The organism is Acinetobacter beijerinckii CIP 110307, from assembly GCF_000369005.1.
Lineage (GTDB): Bacteria > Pseudomonadota > Gammaproteobacteria > Pseudomonadales > Moraxellaceae > Acinetobacter > Acinetobacter beijerinckii.
This window is the reverse complement of sequence record NZ_KB849766.1, coordinates 69,415-89,074: the sequence shown is the minus strand read 5'-3', so window position 1 is coordinate 89,074 and position 19,660 is coordinate 69,415. Positions and strand designations below refer to the sequence as shown.

General features: G+C 35.7%; 24 protein-coding genes and 1 tRNA gene. 18 read left to right on the top strand and 7 right to left on the bottom strand.

From position 1 onward, the window contains the following. Positions 1 to 11: 11 nt before the first annotated feature. A complete protein-coding gene (gene rlmKL, locus F933_RS13575) occupies positions 12 to 2,216 on the bottom strand; it encodes a bifunctional 23S rRNA (guanine(2069)-N(7))-methyltransferase RlmK/23S rRNA (guanine(2445)-N(2))-methyltransferase RlmL (protein WP_005062102.1) in 2,205 nt (734 codons plus the stop codon). Between the two features lie 230 nt (positions 2,217 to 2,446). Here rlmKL and F933_RS13570 point away from each other — a divergent pair, with 230 nt between their 5' ends. The 6 genes from F933_RS13570 (at position 2,447) to F933_RS13545 (ending at position 7,327) form a co-directional block, all read left to right on the top strand. Further along, on the top strand, positions 2,447 to 2,806 hold the full coding sequence (locus F933_RS13570) for a hypothetical protein (RefSeq protein ID WP_005054377.1): 360 nt from the start codon (positions 2,447 to 2,449) through the stop codon (positions 2,804 to 2,806). Positions 2,807 to 3,013: 207 nt separating this feature from the next. After that, entirely contained in the window at positions 3,014 to 3,307 is a 294-nt protein-coding gene (locus F933_RS13565) for a hypothetical protein (RefSeq protein WP_005062100.1), read from the top strand. 108 nt (positions 3,308 to 3,415) lie between these two features. Then, the gene (locus tag F933_RS13560; protein ID WP_005062097.1) at positions 3,416 to 4,432 is read left to right on the top strand and encodes an aspartate carbamoyltransferase catalytic subunit; all 1,017 of its coding nucleotides are present in this window, start codon (positions 3,416 to 3,418) and stop codon (positions 4,430 to 4,432) included. A gap of 12 nt (positions 4,433 to 4,444) precedes the next feature. Continuing rightward, positions 4,445 to 5,677: a dihydroorotase gene (locus F933_RS13555; protein ID WP_005062095.1), complete on the top strand. Its 1,233-nt coding sequence runs from the start codon at positions 4,445 to 4,447 to the stop codon at positions 5,675 to 5,677. A 191-nt stretch (positions 5,678 to 5,868) separates the two neighbouring features. Then, the gene (locus F933_RS13550) at positions 5,869 to 6,444 is read left to right on the top strand and encodes a hypothetical protein (RefSeq protein WP_005062093.1); all 576 of its coding nucleotides are present in this window, start codon (positions 5,869 to 5,871) and stop codon (positions 6,442 to 6,444) included. 106 nt (positions 6,445 to 6,550) lie between these two features. After that, positions 6,551 to 7,327, top strand: coding sequence for a Rossmann-like and DUF2520 domain-containing protein (locus F933_RS13545; RefSeq protein WP_005062092.1), 777 nt, complete (start codon positions 6,551 to 6,553; stop codon positions 7,325 to 7,327). Between the two features lie 132 nt (positions 7,328 to 7,459). Here F933_RS13545 and ruvC read toward each other — a convergent pair whose 3' ends face one another. Continuing rightward, positions 7,460 to 8,005, bottom strand: coding sequence for a crossover junction endodeoxyribonuclease RuvC (gene ruvC, locus F933_RS13540; RefSeq protein ID WP_005054365.1), 546 nt, complete (start codon positions 8,003 to 8,005; stop codon positions 7,460 to 7,462). A gap of 277 nt (positions 8,006 to 8,282) precedes the next feature. Between ruvC and F933_RS13535 the strand changes: the two genes are divergently transcribed. The 8 genes from F933_RS13535 (at position 8,283) to F933_RS13505 (ending at position 12,165) form a co-directional block, all read left to right on the top strand. Beyond that, a tRNA-Met gene (locus F933_RS13535) sits at positions 8,283 to 8,359 on the top strand. 191 nt (positions 8,360 to 8,550) lie between these two features. After that, positions 8,551 to 8,769 (top strand): hypothetical protein, encoded by a 219-nt coding sequence (locus tag F933_RS13530; RefSeq protein WP_005054363.1) that lies wholly within the window; start codon positions 8,551 to 8,553, stop codon positions 8,767 to 8,769. Between the two features lie 115 nt (positions 8,770 to 8,884). Further along, positions 8,885 to 9,094: a cold-shock protein gene (locus F933_RS13525; protein ID WP_005054361.1), complete on the top strand. Its 210-nt coding sequence runs from the start codon at positions 8,885 to 8,887 to the stop codon at positions 9,092 to 9,094. Between the two features lie 334 nt (positions 9,095 to 9,428). Further along, positions 9,429 to 9,641, top strand: a complete 213-nt coding sequence (locus tag F933_RS13520; protein WP_005054358.1) for a cold-shock protein — start codon at positions 9,429 to 9,431, stop codon at positions 9,639 to 9,641. A 471-nt stretch (positions 9,642 to 10,112) separates the two neighbouring features. Beyond that, positions 10,113 to 10,274 (top strand): hypothetical protein, encoded by a 162-nt coding sequence (locus tag F933_RS17285; protein ID WP_005054355.1) that lies wholly within the window; start codon positions 10,113 to 10,115, stop codon positions 10,272 to 10,274. 182 nt (positions 10,275 to 10,456) lie between these two features. Beyond that, positions 10,457 to 10,882: a hypothetical protein gene (locus tag F933_RS13515; RefSeq protein ID WP_005062090.1), complete on the top strand. Its 426-nt coding sequence runs from the start codon at positions 10,457 to 10,459 to the stop codon at positions 10,880 to 10,882. Between the two features lie 97 nt (positions 10,883 to 10,979). Further along, positions 10,980 to 11,414: a putative hemolysin gene (locus F933_RS13510; RefSeq protein WP_005062089.1), complete on the top strand. Its 435-nt coding sequence runs from the start codon at positions 10,980 to 10,982 to the stop codon at positions 11,412 to 11,414. A 190-nt stretch (positions 11,415 to 11,604) separates the two neighbouring features. Beyond that, the gene (locus F933_RS13505; protein WP_005062088.1) at positions 11,605 to 12,165 is read left to right on the top strand and encodes an FxsA family protein; all 561 of its coding nucleotides are present in this window, start codon (positions 11,605 to 11,607) and stop codon (positions 12,163 to 12,165) included. Between the two features lie 45 nt (positions 12,166 to 12,210). Here F933_RS13505 and F933_RS17280 read toward each other — a convergent pair whose 3' ends face one another. Further along, positions 12,211 to 12,387: a hypothetical protein gene (locus F933_RS17280; RefSeq protein WP_005062087.1), complete on the bottom strand. Its 177-nt coding sequence runs from the start codon at positions 12,385 to 12,387 to the stop codon at positions 12,211 to 12,213. 241 nt (positions 12,388 to 12,628) lie between these two features. Here F933_RS17280 and F933_RS13500 point away from each other — a divergent pair, with 241 nt between their 5' ends. Then, positions 12,629 to 12,886 carry a hypothetical protein gene (locus tag F933_RS13500; protein WP_005062086.1) on the top strand — a complete coding sequence of 86 codons (258 nt, stop codon included), beginning with the start codon at positions 12,629 to 12,631 and terminating at the stop codon, positions 12,884 to 12,886. Positions 12,887 to 12,936: 50 nt separating this feature from the next. On the opposite strand, the gene metK is transcribed toward F933_RS13500, so the two are convergent. Beyond that, positions 12,937 to 14,103, bottom strand: a complete 1,167-nt coding sequence (gene metK / locus F933_RS13495) for a methionine adenosyltransferase (protein ID WP_005054343.1) — start codon at positions 14,101 to 14,103, stop codon at positions 12,937 to 12,939. Between the two features lie 382 nt (positions 14,104 to 14,485). On the opposite strand from metK, the gene tkt reads away from it, so the two are divergent. Beyond that, positions 14,486 to 16,474: a transketolase gene (gene tkt / locus F933_RS13490; RefSeq protein WP_005062085.1), complete on the top strand. Its 1,989-nt coding sequence runs from the start codon at positions 14,486 to 14,488 to the stop codon at positions 16,472 to 16,474. Positions 16,475 to 16,611: 137 nt separating this feature from the next. Continuing rightward, the gene (locus tag F933_RS13485; RefSeq protein WP_171065965.1) at positions 16,612 to 17,244 is read left to right on the top strand and encodes a hypothetical protein; all 633 of its coding nucleotides are present in this window, start codon (positions 16,612 to 16,614) and stop codon (positions 17,242 to 17,244) included. A 38-nt stretch (positions 17,245 to 17,282) separates the two neighbouring features. Here F933_RS13485 and F933_RS13480 read toward each other — a convergent pair whose 3' ends face one another. Next, entirely contained in the window at positions 17,283 to 17,693 is a 411-nt protein-coding gene (locus F933_RS13480; protein WP_005062082.1) for an OsmC family protein, read from the bottom strand. Positions 17,694 to 17,920: 227 nt separating this feature from the next. Between F933_RS13480 and F933_RS13475 the strand changes: the two genes are divergently transcribed. Beyond that, positions 17,921 to 18,499 (top strand): YceI family protein, encoded by a 579-nt coding sequence (locus F933_RS13475; RefSeq protein ID WP_005062080.1) that lies wholly within the window; start codon positions 17,921 to 17,923, stop codon positions 18,497 to 18,499. A 76-nt stretch (positions 18,500 to 18,575) separates the two neighbouring features. On the opposite strand, the gene F933_RS13470 is transcribed toward F933_RS13475, so the two are convergent. Together F933_RS13470 and F933_RS13465 are read right to left on the bottom strand one after the other, a co-directional pair. Continuing rightward, entirely contained in the window at positions 18,576 to 19,082 is a 507-nt protein-coding gene (locus tag F933_RS13470) for a GNAT family N-acetyltransferase (RefSeq protein WP_005062077.1), read from the bottom strand. 80 nt (positions 19,083 to 19,162) lie between these two features. After that, positions 19,163 to 19,420, bottom strand: coding sequence for a YjhX family toxin (locus tag F933_RS13465; protein ID WP_005062075.1), 258 nt, complete (start codon positions 19,418 to 19,420; stop codon positions 19,163 to 19,165). Between the last annotated feature and the right edge of the window lie 240 nt (positions 19,421 to 19,660).

Sequence of the window (19,660 nt, the reverse complement as noted above, 5' to 3'; positions counted from 1 at the left end):
AGAATCAAGCTTTAAACACTTGGGTGTTGAATTTTCCATGCACGATGGATTTTATGATTACGCTTAAAATCCAACCCAATCGTTTCAGAAGTAATCTCTTCAATGTGATACATTGCTTCAATTTCTTCATCTAATTCAAAACCACGATAGTTGTTTGAAAAGTAAAGCGTACCATCACTTGTTAGTCGATTCATCGCACGTTTAATCAATGAAACGTGGTCACGTTGCACATCAAAAGTTCCATAAAACTTTTTAGAGTTTGAGAAAGTTGGTGGGTCAATAAAAATTAAATCATATTGCTCATGACCTTCTTTGAGCCATTCAAAACAGTCACTTGAAAAGAACATATGTTGTTCATCTGCGTGATCTACAGTTAAACCATTTAAGACGAAATTTTCTTTAGACCAATTCAAGTAAGTATTTGATAGATCGACGCTTGTGGTGCTAGCAGCTCCACCTAAAGCAGCATGTAGGCTTGCCGTAGAGGTATAGCTATAAAGGTTAAGGAAATGTTTTCCTTTTGCTTCTTTCGCAATTCTTAGACGAATTTGACGATGATCTAGGAATAAACCAGTGTCTAAATAATCAGTCAAATTCACTAAAATTTTGGCATTACCTTCTTGGACAATAAATCGCTTAGAGGCAGTGCTTTGTTTGGTATATTGATTAGCACCCACTTGCTTTGCACGTGTTTTAATAAAAATCGCATCACGATTCAATCCTGTTACTGCACGTATCGCCGCGAGAGCGAGATTAAAGCGTTTTTTGGCTTTTTCAGGATCAATTGTTTTTGGTGGTGCATATTCTTGTACATGTAATCGATCACCATATAGGTCAACCGCAACATTGAAGTCAGGTAAGTCTGCGTCATAAAGACGTAAACAATAGATATTTTCTTTAACGGCCCATTTTTTTAGGTTTTGCATATTTTTTTGCAAACGATTGGTAAAATCTTCAGCACCTTCAATTTTTTCAAATTGTTGAGGTTGCCAGTTTGCTAAAAATGGTTGTGTAACAGTTGCAGGTTTGATTGTGCCAAATCGAACATAAATTGGCAGTTTACCATTCATCAAACGTAATGTTTGAGGTTCATTGATTGCTAGAACATCTGCCTGCTCAATTTGAGCTGCAATAACAGCGACAGGTTGATTCGGAAAATTCTTTTGTAATAAACCTGACAAACCTAAGTAAAAAGATCGGCTTGAAGCTTTATCACCTAAACGCTCGCCATAAGGGGGATTGGTAACAATAAAGGCTTTTTTACCTTCTGCTTCGAAGTCTTCCCAATCTGCTAATGTTCTTTCTTCAATTTGAATATGATTAAGCAGTTTTTCAAAACCAGCAGCGATAATATTTTGACGTGTAGCTTTTACGGCTTCCCAGTCAGCATCGTAGGCATAAAACTTAGCTAATGGTTGTTCTAAAGCAATCTCGTGTCTTTCGGCTGCTTCAGCTTTAATGTTTAGCCACAAATCACGATCATGACCATGCCAACCATTGAAACCAAAACGACGAACTAATCCAGGTGCACGATCAGTCAAAATCATGAGCGATTCGATGATAAAAGTACCCGAACCACACATTGGATCGACAATTAAGTCTGGATTTAATTGCTTTAATTGTGCTTTTTGAAGAATAGCGGCTGCTAGATTTTCTTTAATTGGCGCATCGGTCATATAGTGGCGATAACCACGCTTATGTAAAGAGTCACCAGATAAATCTAAGCAATAAGTATGTTGCGTTTTTCCTGCTAAAACATAAAGTGTAATTTCTGGCTGTTTGATATCAATACTAGGACGTTTACCAACAGCTTCCATGAATGAATCAACAACACCATCTTTCACGCGTAATGTGGCAAATTGGGTATTTACCTTAATATCTCTTTCCATGTGCAAACGAATAGCAAAGGTACTTTGTGGTGCAAAAATGAGAGACCAGTCAAAGCTAATTGCACCTTCATAGAGTTCTTCTGCAACATCACGAGCATCATGAGTATATTCAAGTTCATGCGTGTGAATGGGTAAGAGTACACGTGACGCGAGACGCGACCACATACAAATTCGGTAAGCTTGTTCAAGCGTACCTTGGAAAATTAAACGTCCAGCAAAGCGTTGGATGTTTTGAATGCCAATATCTTCAAGCTCTTCTTGTAATAAGGTTTCAAGCCCGTCCGCACAGGTAACCCAATAGTCTGTTAGACGTTGTTTAGCATTCATTCAAATTTTCCAAAACATTTTTAGCAATCGGCTATTTTAACTGATTTTTAATGAAACTGTCGGTGCAAATTTGTGTGATCGTCCGCTTTATTCACTATTATTTTGAGAATTTTTAATCATTCATAATAAAAATATTTTCAAGTTTAAGTGTTTTTTAATTGTTGGTACATATTTTGCTTTCTTTGGAATGAGTTAAGAATAAACATTTCTCCCAACGACGTGAGGACTTTATGAAAGAAAGCATGAATAGTGAAATTAAGGTAAATGCTGAAGCTTTTGCAATAGCAACTCAAATGTATGTTCGTTTAAGACGTGTATCTAGTCGTGTAATTGATGTGATGTACTTAGTCCACAATAAAGAATATGCAAAACACATTATAGAAATTGCTTTAGCTACCAGTGATCAGGAATTGGCTCACTATGTAGACCGTCTACGTCCTTTGATTGACTTATATCCTGAGCCTACACTGGACATAGTTGAAAATAATAAGATAGAAGAAAAAGAAGAAGAAACCTATTTCATGGAAGTTACAGAAGAAGAAATTTATAAAGCTCAAGTCGCGCATCACTATATTGGTGCATTGCGATGATTAATAAAAATACATAAATTAAATAATAATTAAAAATGTATTGGGTGTGTATTATATTTTCACACCCATTTTTTTAAACCATAAAATGAAAAAAATAGTCGCCTCAATATATTACTTTCTAGTCAAAACGTCTTTGCTGAACCAATTACGATCAATGTTACTCAGTTTGTAGATGAAGTCTATACAGTACAAAAGCATCCAAATTTTATGCAAGGGTATGAAACAGGGGATAAAAGTCAATTTATTCTCTTTAGAGCTAAAGAGTTGGATTCTACGGGCGTTAAAGTTGTTATCGAAAAAGCCATTAATGCTTCTTATGGCAGTTTTCCTCGACATTCAATCACTAAAACTGAGTTGTCCTGTGAAGATCAAAGCTTAAAACGTACATTTTTCTTATTTGATGAGTTTGGAAATTTAGGACATTTTCAAGAACAAGAGCCTACAGTTTTAGCCATGGATACAGATCTAAGTAAACTTGCTTGTCGTATTGAAGAACAATAATTAACTCAAAACAATCTAAAAGATTTTTACTTAAGTGCTGAAAACTTCAACGACGAATGAAATCTAAAATCTGTATAATGCGTTAACTTAACGTATAGGGAATCTCTTATGCACTTGGCAGCAATGCATACTCTGAGTCAGATTCAACTCAATCAACAAGGAAACTTAAAACATTTTTTAACGATTGAGGGACTGTCTAAAGAAAGCTTAACCAAGATTTTAGATACCGCGCAAAGCTTTTTAGATGATAATAATAATTTGATTAATCGTCCCTTGTTAGAAGGGTTAACGGTTATGAATCTGTTTTTTGAAAATTCCACTCGTACTCGCACCACCTTTGAAGCCGCAGCAAAACGTTTATCTGCCAATGTGTTGAATATAGACATCGCACGTTCTAGTACATCCAAAGGTGAAACTTTACGAGACACGCTTTGGAATTTAGAAGCGATGGCTGCGGATATTTTTGTAGTGCGTCATTCTTCATCTGGTGCAGCTCATTTTATTGCAAAAGATGTCTGTCCAAACGTGGCAATTATTAATGCTGGAGATGGGCGTCATGCACATCCAACTCAAGCCATGTTGGATATGTTAACCATCCGTCGCGAGACTAAAAAGCCATTTGAACAACTCAGTGTTGCGATTATTGGTGATATTAAACATTCACGAGTGGCACGTTCAAATGTTGCAGCTCTACAAACATTAGGTTGTAAAGATATTCGTGTCATTGCACCCAATACTTTATTACCCGTTGGATTTAATGAATATGGCGAACATGTCCGTTTATTTAATCAAATGGATGCAGGTGTGACTGATTGTGATGTGATTATTGCATTGCGTATTCAAAATGAACGTATTGATTCTCCAGCGCTATCTTCACAAGCTGAATTTTACAAAATGTATGGCTTAAATAAAGAACGTTTAGCATTAGCGAAACCTGATTGTATCGTTATGCATCCAGGCCCTATGAATCGTGGCGTTGAAATTGATTCAAGTGTGGCTGATGGTGTGCAGTCTGTGATTCTAAAACAAGTTACCAATGGTATTGCCGTTCGTATGGCTGTACTGGCACTTGCAATGCAAGGACAGTTGCAAGAACAAGGTTTAATTGAAGCAATTTCACTGTAAAGGATAAATCACATGAGTATTGTAAAAATTGAAAATGTCCGTGTGCTTGATCCGATTCAAAAAACAGATCAAATAAAAACTGTTTATATTGAAAATGGTAAATTGATAGATACTGTTGAAAGTGTTAGCGAAATCATTGATGGTCAAGGTAAGTGGTTGATGCCGACCATGGTTGATTTGTGTGCGCGTTTACGCGAGCCAGGGCAACAACAACATGGTACCTTAAAATCAGAAGGTAAAGCTGCACGCGCCAATGGTATTTTGCATGTGATGACGCCACCTGACTCTAAGCCGATTGTGCAAGATAATGGTGCTTTAATTCATGGTTTAATTGAAAAAGCGCAACTTGATGGTGGTATTTATTTACAAATCATTGGGGCACAGACACAAGGCTTAAATGGTAAACAACCCTCTAATATGGCTGGCTTAAAAAAAGGTGGTTGTACTGCTGTTTCAAATGCCAATGCCGCATTTGAGAATGACGATGTGGTTATTCGCACGCTTGAATATGCTGCTGGTTTAGGTCTAACAGTGGTTTTTTATGCGGAAGAACCTCAAATTGCCAAAGATGGCTGTGCACATGAGGGATTCATTGCTTCTCGTCAGGGCTTACCCATGATTCCAGCGATTGCTGAAACGGTCGCAATTGCAAAATATATTCTGATGATTGAAGCAACAGGTGTGAAAGCGCACTTTGGTTTATTGTCATGTGGTGCGTCAGTTGAGTTAATTCGTGCAGCCAAAGCAAAAGGCTTACCGATCACAGCAGACGTTGCAATGCATCAGTTGCATTTAACTGAACAACTCACTGATGGTTTTAACTCTCTTGCGCATGTCCGTCCGCCGTTACGTTCTGAACAAGACAAAGAGTTATTAAGACAAGGGGTAAAAGATGGTGTTATTGATGCTATTTGTACACACCATGAGCCACTCAGTAGTTCAGCGAAAATGGCGCCATTTGCAGAGACGCTATCAGGAATTACTGCTTTTGATACTTATGTTGGTTTAGGTGTGCAGCTTGTTAAAGAGGGGGTATTTGAACCTTTAGAATGGGTAGAAAAAGTGACATTGACGCCTGCTGTCGTGGCAAATATGGCTGAGCGTTGGCAACAAGAAGCAGGATGGGTACTTGTTGATCCAGATTTAGAGTGGAATGTTTCAAAGGAGACAATTGTTTCACAAGGGAAAAATACGCCATTACTTGGACAAAACTTGACTGGAAAAGTGTTGCATACTTTTGCATAAATAAAATTAGCAGAATAAAGTAATTCAAACCACTTTATTCTGCTTTGTTAAATGTGATGTAGATATTGTATCTAATTTATAAAAAATAGAAGAACAGCAATAAAAAATATACTAGAGTAATGAATTAAAAATGTGATTTAAATAACGCAAAACTATAAAAAAGAGATTTTATTTGATAATTTGGAGTGAATATGACTGATATGAACCCAATGGAATTATTAAAGAAAAATGTTTCTACATTAATCGTAAATGATAAAACATGCTTGATGAATGAAAAAAATGATATTTTATCAAGGTTTTATCCGATATTGCTTTATCGATTTTTAACGAAACCCCAAATTATTGATATGTTAAAAGAAATGTTAGTGCCTACATTTTCAGATTTACTTGAAAGAAATGATCCGGTAAAAAATGCTTTACTTATAAGATTATCAGCAGGCAAAGTTTCAATCGCAGAAGCTGAAATAACTTTAAATAGAGCTATTCCAAAAAGTTTAGCTGTACTTTCAAATCATTTTAATAATGATACTTTAGATATTCTTAATTATTTGCGTCAACATCGAGATTCAATTGAATCTTTATTACCTATTTGGAGTAATGAGGTTTTACAGCCGCTTTACCAAGTTCATGAGAAAGTACAAATAAATAATAAAACAGCTGAAGAAATAATTGAACCTCGACTAAAAACAAAGTCTAATTTTTTTCCATATTTTAGTCTATTTATAGCATGTATATCATTGTTATGGATTTATCAGCTAATGAAATGATGGGATATAATTTAAAAAATTTCTTGTAATGCATTGTAGAAAGGAAGAATTGATTCGTTGTTTGTTTATTGGCATGCTAGAGCCAAAATTGTTTTAGATTGAAATTATGCGAATTACATTAATTGGTGCTGGACGAGTCGCAACACATATAGCAAAAGTATTACACAGACAACATCAAATCGTTCAAATCTTTAGTCGTAACCTGTTAAATGCACAAGAACTTGCGGAAAAAATTAATGCACACGCCATTAACCAAGTTGAGCAACTCACTCAAGACACTGATTTAGTAATCATTGCGGTAAGTGATCAAGCTATTCAAAGTGTGATTAAATCAATTCATGGATATTTGCCAAATAATTTAATTATTCATACTTCTGGTAGTACCAATTTACAGATAATGGAAGAGGTGCATCCGCGATCAGGTGTTTTCTACCCATTGCAAACTTTCAGTAGGGAAAGGGAAGTGGATTGGAAGGAGACACCTCTTTTTGTTGAAGCAAGTAATCATGAGGATTTAAGCTTTTTAACAGCTTTAGCAAATAGTTTAAGCCAGCGCGTGTATCAATATAGTTCAAAACAACGCCAAACTTTACACTTAGCAGCTGTATTTGCCTGTAATTTTAGTAATTATTGTTATGACATGGCAAAGCAAGTGGTAGATGCTGAACAGGTCGATTTTAGTTTGTTATTTCCATTAATTTTAGAAACTGCAAGTAAGGCAGTCGCAAATGATCCTAAAGAGATGCAGACTGGACCAGCAAGACGAGGTGATGAAAATATTTTAAAAATGCACACTCAGTTATTAGCAGAATCGAATCAATTAGATTTAGAGCAAGTTTATGAGTTAATGAGCAAAGGTATTTTAAAAAGACATTTGAATTAAGAAATGAGAGATTAGAAAAAAACTGATCTAAAAACACGACCATCTAGAATAAGCTTGTTTCAAAAATATTCGTATGATCAATAATTACTGAAAGACATACGAATATTTTTTAAAAATTAACAAATGTGAATATTAACGTCGTCTTGTACTAGCGCGACTACGTCCACGAGCCATGCCTCCGAGAGCATTTAGCACAGCCAGCTTAGTCATACTCCCAGAAGCATGAGCATGGCAAATAGCGGCTGCTAGCGCATCAGCGGCATCGGATTGTGGTTGAATGCTTAGATTGAGCAAACGCATGACCATCATTTGTACTTGTTCTTTGTCGGCGGCACCATAACCTACGACGGATTGTTTAATTTGACGAGCCGTATATTCAGCAACTTGTAAATCTAAATTTACGAGAGCTGCGATTGCTGCGCCTCGTGCTTGACCTAGTTTTAAAGCAGAATCAGGATTTTGTGCCATAAATACTTGTTCCACAGCAGCTTCTGTTGGGCCGTGAAATTTAACAATACGTTCAACACCTGCAAAAATACGTTTTAGACGTTCAGGCATGGCTTGGGTTTCAGTACGAATTGTTCCAGCATCCACAAACCGTAATTTATTGCCATCTTTTTCGATAATTCCATAACCTGTTAAACGCGAACCAGGATCAATACCAATAATTAATGACATGAAGCACTTTATGATTAAAAGATTATTGATATTGTTACATAATCAACTTTTTACTGCATATTTTTTTTTGTAGATGTTTGAAATAACAAAAAGTTTCGATGTGAATATGCAACTAATCAATATTTTATTGAGGATTTAAAAAATCTAATTGATATTTGAGAAAATGAATTTTCAGTCGTATTTGTATCTATTCTGAGCACTTGATTGGCAAATAAGAGTTTTTTACTTAAATAATTTGCATTATGAAGTTTAAGCGCGTATAAAGCTAAATCTTCGGTGCGGGATGGAGCAGTCTGGTAGCTCGTTGGGCTCATAACCCAAAGGTCGTTGGTTCAAATCCAGCTCCCGCTACCAACCGAATTTTTGAATTATGCTCTGTGATGGAATTAGAGTTGCTATTCTGGAAAGAACAAATAGCAACTAAATTAGCTTAAATAACCCCAAAAAAGCTAAAAATTATTAAATTCTAGTTATGTAATCTCTTATTATCTAGCAATGTAGTAAATTAAGATCAATCACTTGAGCTCAGTAATGAGTATAGAGTTTTGAATATTATCAGTAAATGGCATATTGCCACTGCCACAAATGGCAACGAAATTAGCGTACAAATTATTCCACTTAAACGTCGACAAAGTACAATGGATGGTTTTAAGTGGGTTGAAGTTGGAAAAAAAGTACTTTTGCAGTCTGGTCAAGAAATTGAATTCAACCAAGATGGAAAAAGTTTCTATACTTCGGTCAATCAGCTATATCGTTTGACTTAAAATTTGTTATGCTTATAGTATCTATTTAAGTAAAATAGATAGAGTAGAAATTAGAAGACATTCTGTCTTTATTTTTGCTCTTTTTTTAACAAAAGATTTTAAAGGTTTAGGTTTTATGTCTGAAACTGTTAACGGAACTGTAAAGTGGTTCAACGAAACTAAAGGTTTTGGTTTTATTCAAGCTGACTCTGGGCAAGATGTTTTTGCTCATTTTAGCGAAATCCAAAGCAGTGGTTTTAAAGTTTTACACGAAGGTCAACGCGTTAAATTTGTGCTTGGTCAAGGTAAAAAAGGACCTCAAGCTACAAACATCACCGTTATCTAACAGAAGTAATTCGGTAAAAAAGGAGCTCACATAAGTGGGCTTCTTTGTTTTTTTGGAGGTTAAAGGTTGATTTAATAAATTAATATTCAAATAAAATTAAATATTTATAAAAATAAAGACTGTTAAATCAAGTGAAATAGTAGATTAATATTGCGTCAAAAAAGTAAAGTGGTGTATAGTTGGGAACAACTAGAAGAATAACACTGTTGATTCAGCAAATCTTTCATCTCGTAGTTTAGTCAAACCTTTCGTTTTATCAGATTTAATCTCAGAGTTTATGATTCCAAGTTACTTTGCTGCTAAGCACTCCAAATTTTTAAAGTAGGTTAAGTATATGTCTAACACTGTGACTGGTACAGTTAAATGGTTCAACGAAACTAAAGGCTTTGGCTTTATTCATGCTGATTCTGGGCAAGATGTTTTTGCTCATTTTAGCGAAATTCAAAGTAGCGGTTTTAAAGTTCTTCACGAAGGACAACGTGTTTCTTTTACTATCGCTGATGGTAAAAAAGGTCCTCAAGCAACAGGTATCACTGTAGTTGCTTAATTAACAGTATTCCAAAAAAAAGCTCACTTTGGTGAGCTTTTTTAATATTAAGAATTTATTTAATGATTTTGACATTCTTTGTCAGTATGTGGCTTTAAGTGATATAAAATGCTCTAGTTAGATATACGACTTTTTGCTAATTTAATTTCATTAAGTTTTTAGGCAAATTAATAACTGTAGTACATTTAATGAGCGTTAAAGTTATGGAAAACTTAGAGACATATGCTCATGGGTTTGAGCATGAAGTTCATGTGCATTGCAAAAGATCTTTAGGCACTTTGCTATTTAGCTTTGTAGTATTGATTGCAACAAGCCTATGAGAAACAAAAAAGCATCTTCGGATGCTTTTTTTAATTTTAATCATTGATGCCTTAAGTCAGAAAATTTTTAAAAATTGACTCATCAGGATGAATCTGTAAGTGTGAAAATTGTTGTTTGGTATGATAGGGTTAATAAAAAAGGAATAAGCTTATGGATATCATGCAAATAATAGATTTTTCAGCATCAAAAGGATATACAAAAGCAATAATGGCGATGGATGAATGGATCAATACTCGACCACATTTTTATAAGATTAAAGAGCATTACTTAGTTGATCAAGCGATTCGTCTTGAATATTTTATTGTTCAATAATATTAAAAATATATATGGTCAAATTATGCAGAGCGAAAGCTGTAATTGGTTTGTTCGTTATCAGCTGAAATTAACAACACTACTGGGATAAAGTAGGCATACCTGATGAACCAAAACTCTCGTATTTAATTGATCTGTTTCATACAGCTATTCAAGAGAATGACGAGGACACAGTAGGGCTTTTGATTGGTGCGGTATTTCGATCAGATAATCAAAGTATTAAGGTTACTGCATTAAATGAATTTTTGTTGCTTGATGGTCACTTTAGTCATCAAATGATTAGAAAAGAGCTGCAAGATATTGGTCATCCATCCAGTGTTGTAATTATTTTCAAGATACTTGAACAAGATTTTAAACGTTTTAAGTATACGGCTTCGGACGATGGTGCAATCGCAAAATGGTTTAGTCATGCATTAGCTGATATTGGTACTGACGAAGCCTTTGAATTGTTAAGAAAATATGCAAAGAGTGAAAACAGGGAAATCGCCAATGAAATGCAGTATCGTCTAAGAAGAATAGCAGAAGATAATAGCTCCCGTAATCAGCCACCAAATAAGAATAAAATTAATATATTTAAGAGATTTTTGAGTTTTATGCAAAAATTATAAATAGAATTGATAGGGCTGGTTTGTGTTTCAAATCATAGACATAATGATCTAAATTTTTTTGGTATCTTTGCCTTTTCACTTTATCAGAATTCAAACTATGAAAAAGATCTTACTTTTAAGTGCGGTTGTAGCCTCATTGGCAGCGTGTTCAGCAACACCCAATCATGATATGACCCCACCAAAAATTGGAATGGCAAATCCAGCGAGTAAATATTGTATTGAGCAGGGTGGTCAGCTTGAAATTAGAAATGAGGCGAACGGGCAAGTTGGATATTGTAAGTTGCCAAATGGTCAAGTTGTAGAAGAGTGGGAGCTTTTTCGAGCAAATCAACCTAAATGTATAGCTGAAGAAGCCCAGAAGCTTATCGGCCAATCAGGTCTATCTGAACAGCAAATTAAACAAAAAACGAAGTCGGAAATTGTACGCAGTGTTGGACCAAATCAGCCTGTGACAATGGATTATAGAGATAATAGGATTACTGTTACTGTTGATCCGCAATCTAAAAAAATCATTAGTGCGAACTGCGGTTAACCTTTCAATTTAAGATATCTCTCCACGTCATTTTAATGTAGAGATATCTTAATTTTAGCTTCTACTCTTGATAAATGACAAATAGCACCCATCAATTATTTAATGCAATTATATTTGTTGTATTGGAAGATCCAATATAAAATTCTATTTGTATAAATTTTTCTTATTTTGAGATAGACGAAATATTAACATGAATCTACTTCTTATCGTGGTGTTTGGCGCAATTGCTGAAGTTTTAGTATGGATCGGCGTAGGCGACCTTGTGGGGAGTATGTGGTACGTATTCTTCTGGTTTGTGATTGCATTTTTCATCGGCTTGAATCTTGTTCGATCAAGTACTTCAACAATTATGCCGCAGTTGCAACAAATGCAAATGACAGGGCAGTTAGGCGGCGACCCAGCGGTTACTAAGAAACTTGCATTAGCTATGGCTGGTTTTTTGTTGATGGTTCCAGGTTTAATCACAGATGTCTTGGCTTTACTTGTTTTGATTCCTTCAGTTCAGACTGCTTTTCGTAATGCATTAATGAAAACGATGGCAAAGCGTCAACAAGCAATGATGGATAAGATGATGGGAGGCATGGGTAATGGTGCGGCAGGTCAAAATCCATTTGCAGACCTTATGCGTCAAATGCAAGACATGCAAAATCAACAAGGTGGTAGCCAATATCGGGATTCAACTATTATTGATGGTGAAGCGCGAGAAGTTAAACCTGACCAAAAGAAAATTGAATTTAAAGATGTAAATTAATTTTTAAAACTTATTGAAAGCACACTAAAAATGAGTGTGCTTTTTTTATTTCTGTTTTTTATTTTGCTCAAGCAAGTTCGTTTCTGAGTCATTTTCATCATCTTTCTTTGCGGGCTGATATTGATTTGGCTTCAATGTGGTTATTTCATTTTCTGAGTGTTTGTATTTCCGATTGCGGTTAGCTCGCTCACGGAATCCACCTTTATTAATTAATTGTGTCATTATATTTTTCCCACAATTTAAAAAAATAGTTTAACAAACTATGTGAAAAATCAAAAGAATACTTGGTAGTTGGTAGTTTTAATACAATGAATAACTCATAAAACTGTCATATTTTTTTGTTAATTTGAATGAGCAAGTCAGAAAACTGGATTGAATTCTCTTTTTGTTTCTCATAGGATGAAAAGTATGACGGTGGAAATTGTTGTAAAAAGAAAATAAAAAAACGACTAGGAGGAAATGAATGATGTTATATCAATATCATTGTGCGTGTTGTGACAAGGTCGTCGCATCTACTGATAAAGAGTGCCCTTACTGCGGTTCGCATCATATTCGTAGCCCTTATGGGTTGTGGATGTTCTGTTTTGCAGCTTGTCTAGCAGTTGTTGTTATTGTAAAAATAGCTCATTTATATTCTCAGCATCATCAAGATGAACAACCCGTTCAAACAAATTCAATATTTGAAGTTTTGAAGCAAAATAATTCTGATTCAAATAAGTAAAGAATAAATAAAAAAGCTCGCAATAAGCGAGCTTTTTTATTTAACAATTATTACAATCCAGCAGCATCTTTTAGGATTTCAACTTTATCGGTTTTTTCCCATGTAAATGCAGAATCAGAACCTTCACGACCGAAGTGACCATAAGCAGCAGTCTGCTTATACATCGGTTGAATCAGATTCAACATACGGGTAATGCCGTATGGACGTAAATCGAAGTGTTCACGAACAAGTTGAATAATCAACTCATCAGATACTTTGCCTGTGTTAAATGTATTAATTGAAATCGAAGTTGGCTCAGCAACACCAATTGCATAACTTACTTGGATTTCACATTTGTCTGCTAAACCAGCAGCAACAATGTTTTTTGCGACATAACGACCAGCGTACGCTGCTGAGCGGTCAACTTTCGATGGATCTTTACCAGAGAAAGCACCACCACCGTGACGCGCCATACCGCCATAGGTATCCACAATAATTTTACGACCTGTCAAACCACAGTCACCTACCGGTCCACCAATTACAAACATACCGGTTGGGTTGATGTGAAATTTAGTGCCCGCATGGAACATTTCAGCAGGGATGATCGGTTTAACAATTTCTTCAATGATTGCTTCTTTTAACTGAGCTTGAGAAATTTCAGGATCATGTTGAGTTGATAAAACAACTGCATCTAAACGAACAGGCTTGCCATTTTCATAAGCGAATGTGACTTGGCTCTTCGCATCAGGACGTAACCAAGGTAATGCGCCAGAACGACGTAACTCAGCTTGACGTTCCATTAAGCGGTGCGCATAAGAAATAGGAGCTGGCATAAGAACATCGGTTTCACGGCTTGCATATCCAAACATTAAGCCTTGGTCGCCTGCACCTTGGTCTTCAGGTTTTTGACGATCAACACCTTGCGCAATCTCAGGAGATTGTTTACCGATCATATTGATGACCGCACAAGTTGAACCATCAAAACCTAAATCAGAATGGTGATAACCAATTCCATTTACGGTTTGACGTACAATCGCTTCAAAGTCCACATTTGCTGTTGTTGTGATTTCACCAGCAAGAACAACGGCACCTGTTTTTACTAATGTTTCACAAGCGACACGCGCATACGGGTCTTCTTTTAGGATTGCATCTAAAATAGCATCACTAATTTGGTCAGCCATTTTGTCTGGATGACCTTCGCTTACAGATTCTGAAGTAAAAACAGCATACTCGCGCATGAACGTCCTATCACTGGTATTTTCAAAAAGACAGAGTATGTTACATCGACTTGACGTATAGGACTAGCATAAGCTGACTAAAATGCATGAATTTATTTCATTTTCATCATCTTTTTATTGATATGTGTATCAATAAAATTGATATTAAATCTTATATTGTAAAGTTTTTCTGAATTTAGTTGTTTGTCTGTTTTATGAAAACGTTTTGAACTCGTCTATGAGTTGAACGTTTGTTTATATAATTGTTGGTGATTGATCGAAATATAAGAAATATCGTGTATTAGGCTTTACCCCATGTGTTTTTTTTAAGACAATAGTCGCATCTTTTGAAAGGTGATTTCTCATCTTCTCTCATCTAATTGATTTAATCGGATTCTGACTTATGACAACCCCTTTAAATGAACGTCGTATTGCAAATGCAATTCGTGTCTTGGCTATGGATGCTGTGCAACAAGCAAACTCAGGGCATCCTGGTGCTCCAATGGGGATGGCAGATATCGCTGATGTAGTTTGGCGCGAATTTTTAAATCATAATCCAACAAACCCTCAATGGGCAAACCGCGATCGTTTTGTATTGTCAAATGGTCATGGTTCTATGTTGCAATATGCTTTATTGCATTTGACTGGTTATGAATTATCAATTGAAGATTTAAAACAATTCCGTCAATTACACTCTAAAACTCCAGGTCATCCAGAATTGGGTTATGCGCCTGGTATCGAAACCACAACTGGTCCTTTGGGTCAGGGCATTGCCAATGCTGTTGGTTTTGCTTTAGCTGAAAGAACTTTAGCTGCACAATTTAACAAAGATGGTTTAAATGTTGTTGATCACTTCACTTACTGTTTCTTAGGTGATGGTTGCTTGATGGAAGGTATTTCTCACGAAGTATGTTCACTTGCAGGTACTTTAGGTCTTGGTAAGCTTATTGCCTACTACGATGACAATGGTATTTCGATTGATGGTGAAGTTGAAGGTTGGTTCAGCGATGATACTGAACAACGTTTCAAAGCCTATGGCTGGCAAGTACTCCGTGTAGATGGTCATGATGCTGATGCGATTCGTCAAGCAACTATTGAAGCGAAAGCGGAAAGCAATAAGCCAACGATCATTATCTGTAAAACGATTATTGGTTTAGGTTCACCAAACAAACAAGGTAAAGAAGATTGCCATGGTGCGCCACTGGGTAAAGATGAGATTGCTTTAACACGTGAAGCATTGGGCTGGAAAGAAGACGCATTTGTTATTCCTGAAGATGTTTATGCAGCTTGGGATGCAAAAATAAAAGGTCAAAGCTCTGAAGCAGCTTGGAATGAATTGTTTGCTCAATACCAAGCAAAATATCCAACTGAAGCAGCCGAATTGTTACGTCGTATAAATGGCGATTTACCTGCTGAATTTGCTGCACAAGCAGATGCATTTATTGCTGAAACAAATGCTAAAGCTGAAACGATTGCAACACGTAAAGCTAGTCAAAATACTTTACAAGCATTCGGTCCATTACTTCCTGAATTATTAGGTGGTTCTGCTGACTTAGCGGGTTCTAACTTAACACTTTGGAAAGGTTGCCAAGGCGTACAAGAAAATCCAGCGGGTAACTACGTGTATTACGGCGTTCGCGAATTTGGTATGACTGCAATTGCAAACGGTGTGGCTTTACACGGTGGTTTTGTTCCTTACGTTGCAACATTCTTGATGTTTATGGAATATGCACGTAATGCTGTACGTATGTCAGCATTGATGAAGCAACGTGTGATTCATGTTTATACGCATGACTCAATTGGTTTAGGTGAAGATGGTCCTACGCATCAACCAATCGAACAAATTGCATCTTTACGCGCTACTCCAAACTTAAATACTTGGCGTCCATGTGACACAGTTGAAGCAGCAATTTCTTGGAAATCAGCACTTCAACGTAAAGATGGCCCATCAGCATTAATTTTCTCTCGTCAAAACTTACCATTCCAAGTACGTAATGAAGCTCAAATTCAAAACGTTGCAAAAGGTGGTTATGTACTTGCTGAAGAAAAAGGTGAGTTGAAAGTAATTATCATCGCAACAGGTTCAGAAGTTTCATTGGCAATGGAAGCATATGCACAACTTGAAGGTGTGCGTGTTGTATCTATGCCATGTGCTGAAGAATTTATGAAGCAAGATGCTGGATATCGTGAAGCGGTATTGCCTGCGCATATCCGTGCACGTGTAGCGGTTGAAGCGGCTCATGTGGATTACTGGTGGAAGTTTGTTGGTTTAGACGGCAAAGTGATCGGTATGACCACTTATGGCGAATCTGCTCCAGCAAAAGACTTGTTCCAATTCTTCGGTATTACCACTGAAGAGGTTGTTGCTGCGGTTAAAGAATTGACTGCTTAATCAAATTAAGTGGTAAAAAGCGTCCTGATTAGGGCGCTTTTTTTACATATGTGAATTGAGTTTCTTGAAACAATAGTGATAGAAAATTAAAGAAATTATGAAATACTCTTTGGTTTTATAGGTGAATAAAAATTAATATGAATTACATGCACCCACATTTATTTTCAATAATTTGTAGAATCGCTGCTAACCAGACTTATTATTTTGAGCGTGATGAATGGCGTTTAAAACTTAGAGAAGCTTTATTTGAACAAAGTACTATGGCTGAACTTGATATGGGGTTTGATGCAGAAATACTTTTTACAGAAGATCCAAAACAAAATTTATGCAAATATCAATTATTTAAATATACAGATAGTTTAATTCAGAGTTTGAACGACGTCGAAAATTTATCTACTTGGCGGGTCTTTGGAGTCAATTCTATTGATGCGTATGAAACACATTTTTTGAAGATGGCAAGCTTGGATATGGTTCATAATTTTGAAAAACCAGAGTTGTTTCCGCAGTATAAGACCAAAATTATAGAACTAGTTAACATACTTTTAGCCAATAAGTATGGCTATGAGTTAAGAAGTGTCGATGAAAAATATATTAAACTGAACCAGAAACAAGGGCTTTTCTACTCTCCAGATGACAAAAGTGAAGCGAATTGGTATGACTTAATTTATATGATCATAAGTCCAGAAGCAAAACAGATCATTCCTCAGAATATGTTGGAGGAATTTAAATGTCAGGAATTATCTTATCAGTTCAATATTAATTTTTTATAAAAATATGGTCTTTAAAATAAAAACCATATTTATATCTCTTAGCCGATGCTTAATTCACTCTGAATCGAAATATTCGACGTTAATAATTTATGAACAGGGCAGCTTTCTGCGACTTTTAACAGGCGTTTGTGCTGATCTTCGGTAAATTCACCTTTTAAGATAATTTTACGTTCAATATTGTTTTGACCAGAATCAGGCTCACCATTGGGATTTAAAGCTAAATCGACCTGAACATGCTCAAGTTTAATTCCTTTATGATTGGCATACATTTCCAGTGTAATAGTTGTACAGGCACCTAAAGCAGACAATAGTATCTGGATTGGGTTTGGTGCTGTATCTTGACCACCTTTATTTGTAGGCTCATCTGCATACCAAGTATGACCTGAAGAATCCATTAATGTAACGCGATAAGGTGTTGATGTACTGAGTGCTTGCGCTGTATGTGTCATGTTTTACCTTGTTGTTTATCTTTCAGGAATTAAATGAAAATATACCAATTGATCTTGTTGCTTATAAGCTCAATTGTCTAGTATCGAATAGTCTTATCATAATTGTGTTTGATAAGTACTGTAACGCTTTTATTGTTGCACGGATGAAACATATCGTTTTATAAAGAATAATGAATAAAAATACTTGATCTATAAACTATTACGTATATCAAACAAGGATACGAAAAATGCAATTTAAAACATTAAGCCTCGGTTTAGCTGCTGCTATCGCAAGTTCTGTAACATTAGCTGCGCCTGTAGACTATAAAATCGATCCAACACATACAGCAACAGTATTTAGCTGGAATCACTTTGGTTTCTCTACACCGAGTGCAAACTTCACTGATATTCAAGGTGTGATTAAAGTAGATAATGCTAAACCATCAAACTCTTCTGTAGACGTGATTATCCCGATCAGTAGTGTGAATACAAATGTTGCTGCTTTGGATAAAGAGTTCCAAGAAGAAGCTTGGTTTAACGCTGCTAAGTATCCGAATATCACTTTTAAAAGTACTAAAGTCGAAACTAAAGACAAGAAACACTTCAAAATTACGGGTGATTTGACAGTTAAAGGTGTAACAAAGCCTGTGGTTTTAGATGCTGTGCTTAATAAACAAGGTGAGCATCCAATGGCTAAAGTGCCTGCAATTGGATTTAATGCAACGACTTCATTTGATCGTTCTGCATTTGGTATCGGAAACTATGTTCCGAATGTAGGGGATAAGATCACTGTAAATATTACAACTGAAGCAACTGCTGCAAAGTAATATGAAGTTTTATAAAAAGCTCACATTATGAATGTGAGCTTTTTATTGCTTAATAAATAAGGACTAATAAGAATAATTATGTTGTTGCATTAAACGCATCATCATAAAAAACAGTGCCAGATGGAATATCATTGGTGAACGGTAAGATTTGAAAATATTCAGCTGGCACCCCTTCTAAAATCAGCCTAGCATCAGCCTTAAAACCAAATTTTCCATAGTAATTTGGGTCGCCTAATAAAACGCATCCCAAAGCATCTAAATCTTTCAATGCTTCGAGACCTGAGCGTATTAACTTTGAACCAATACCTTTGCCTTGAAATTCTGGTAAAACAGAAACAGGGCCTAAGCCATACCAGCCAGTAGTTTCATCTGATATTCTTACAGGTGAAAAAGCAATATGTCCAACAACTTGATTGTTAATTTCAGCAACTAAAGAAAGAGTTAATTGCTTACTTTCTCTAAGCGCATTGACGATAAATTGCTCTGTATGGCTAGAATGTTCTAAATCATTAAAAGCTTTTTGTGTTAAATCAAAAATGGCTTGGATGTCAGTATTCTGTTCATTACGTATTTGAATGTTCATTTTAGTTACCTATTACTTTTTAAAATCACTGATGAAACAAAATCATGTTCATATTTCATCAGATCAGTTGTTACCTATGTTTATTGATTGTCGAGTTGAGGACGTACGCTTTTAAGCCCGTTCAAATTGATTTGATAGGGTTTTCCTTCCTGTGATTTGATCAATCGTTTCTTTTTAAGTTTTCGAAAAACATCGATTGTGCAATCAGACAATACAAAACCTTCACGGCTATAACATTCTACAGCGATGAGTTGTCCTGAATCATTTTTAACTTTTACGATTTTTCCGCCTTTAGCTAAGACGTGAAGTGTCCTTTGTTCGGACTTAGATAAGTTCATGTTGTTATCCAGATACAAGTAATCATAAGCAAAGTTAAGCTTTAAAAAGCCCATAAAATCGCGTCGATAACCCATTTCAATATGTTATTGAAATACGATTATCAGATTACTGCTATCTCCAACATAAAACCCTCAATATAGAAGCGATACGAAATGTATCCAAAAGAATTATATGAGATTGAATAAATGAAGTAAATATTTATGTGAATTTTACTTCATATTAATGAGTTGAGTTTTGGG

Coding starts and splice junctions, on each gene's coding strand:
- F933_RS13555 (WP_005062095.1), top strand. CDS start 4,445: ATGAGTATTGTAAAAATTGAAAATGTCCGTGTGCTTGATCCGATTCAA.
- F933_RS13550 (WP_005062093.1), top strand. CDS start 5,869: ATGACTGATATGAACCCAATGGAATTATTAAAGAAAAATGTTTCTACA.
- F933_RS13480 (WP_005062082.1), bottom strand. CDS start 17,693: ATGACACATACAGCGCAAGCACTCAGTACATCAACACCTTATCGCGTT.
- tkt (WP_005062085.1), top strand. CDS start 14,486: ATGACAACCCCTTTAAATGAACGTCGTATTGCAAATGCAATTCGTGTC.
- F933_RS13560 (WP_005062097.1), top strand. CDS start 3,416: ATGCACTTGGCAGCAATGCATACTCTGAGTCAGATTCAACTCAATCAA.
- F933_RS13470 (WP_005062077.1), bottom strand. CDS start 19,082: ATGAACATTCAAATACGTAATGAACAGAATACTGACATCCAAGCCATT.
- ruvC (WP_005054365.1), bottom strand. CDS start 8,005: ATGTCATTAATTATTGGTATTGATCCTGGTTCGCGTTTAACAGGTTAT.
- F933_RS17280 (WP_005062087.1), bottom strand. CDS start 12,387: ATGACACAATTAATTAATAAAGGTGGATTCCGTGAGCGAGCTAACCGC.
- F933_RS13500 (WP_005062086.1), top strand. CDS start 12,629: ATGATGTTATATCAATATCATTGTGCGTGTTGTGACAAGGTCGTCGCA.
- F933_RS13475 (WP_005062080.1), top strand. CDS start 17,921: ATGCAATTTAAAACATTAAGCCTCGGTTTAGCTGCTGCTATCGCAAGT.
- F933_RS13510 (WP_005062089.1), top strand. CDS start 10,980: ATGAAAAAGATCTTACTTTTAAGTGCGGTTGTAGCCTCATTGGCAGCG.
- rlmKL (WP_005062102.1), bottom strand. CDS start 2,216: ATGAATGCTAAACAACGTCTAACAGACTATTGGGTTACCTGTGCGGAC.
- F933_RS13565 (WP_005062100.1), top strand. CDS start 3,014: ATGCAAGGGTATGAAACAGGGGATAAAAGTCAATTTATTCTCTTTAGA.
- F933_RS13485 (WP_171065965.1), top strand. CDS start 16,612: ATGAATTACATGCACCCACATTTATTTTCAATAATTTGTAGAATCGCT.
- metK (WP_005054343.1), bottom strand. CDS start 14,103: ATGCGCGAGTATGCTGTTTTTACTTCAGAATCTGTAAGCGAAGGTCAT.
- F933_RS13465 (WP_005062075.1), bottom strand. CDS start 19,420: ATGAACTTATCTAAGTCCGAACAAAGGACACTTCACGTCTTAGCTAAA.
- F933_RS13505 (WP_005062088.1), top strand. CDS start 11,605: ATGAATCTACTTCTTATCGTGGTGTTTGGCGCAATTGCTGAAGTTTTA.
- F933_RS13570 (WP_005054377.1), top strand. CDS start 2,447: ATGAAAGAAAGCATGAATAGTGAAATTAAGGTAAATGCTGAAGCTTTT.
- F933_RS13525 (WP_005054361.1), top strand. CDS start 8,885: ATGTCTGAAACTGTTAACGGAACTGTAAAGTGGTTCAACGAAACTAAA.
- F933_RS13545 (WP_005062092.1), top strand. CDS start 6,551: ATGCGAATTACATTAATTGGTGCTGGACGAGTCGCAACACATATAGCA.
- F933_RS17285 (WP_005054355.1), top strand. CDS start 10,113: ATGGATATCATGCAAATAATAGATTTTTCAGCATCAAAAGGATATACA.
- F933_RS13520 (WP_005054358.1), top strand. CDS start 9,429: ATGTCTAACACTGTGACTGGTACAGTTAAATGGTTCAACGAAACTAAA.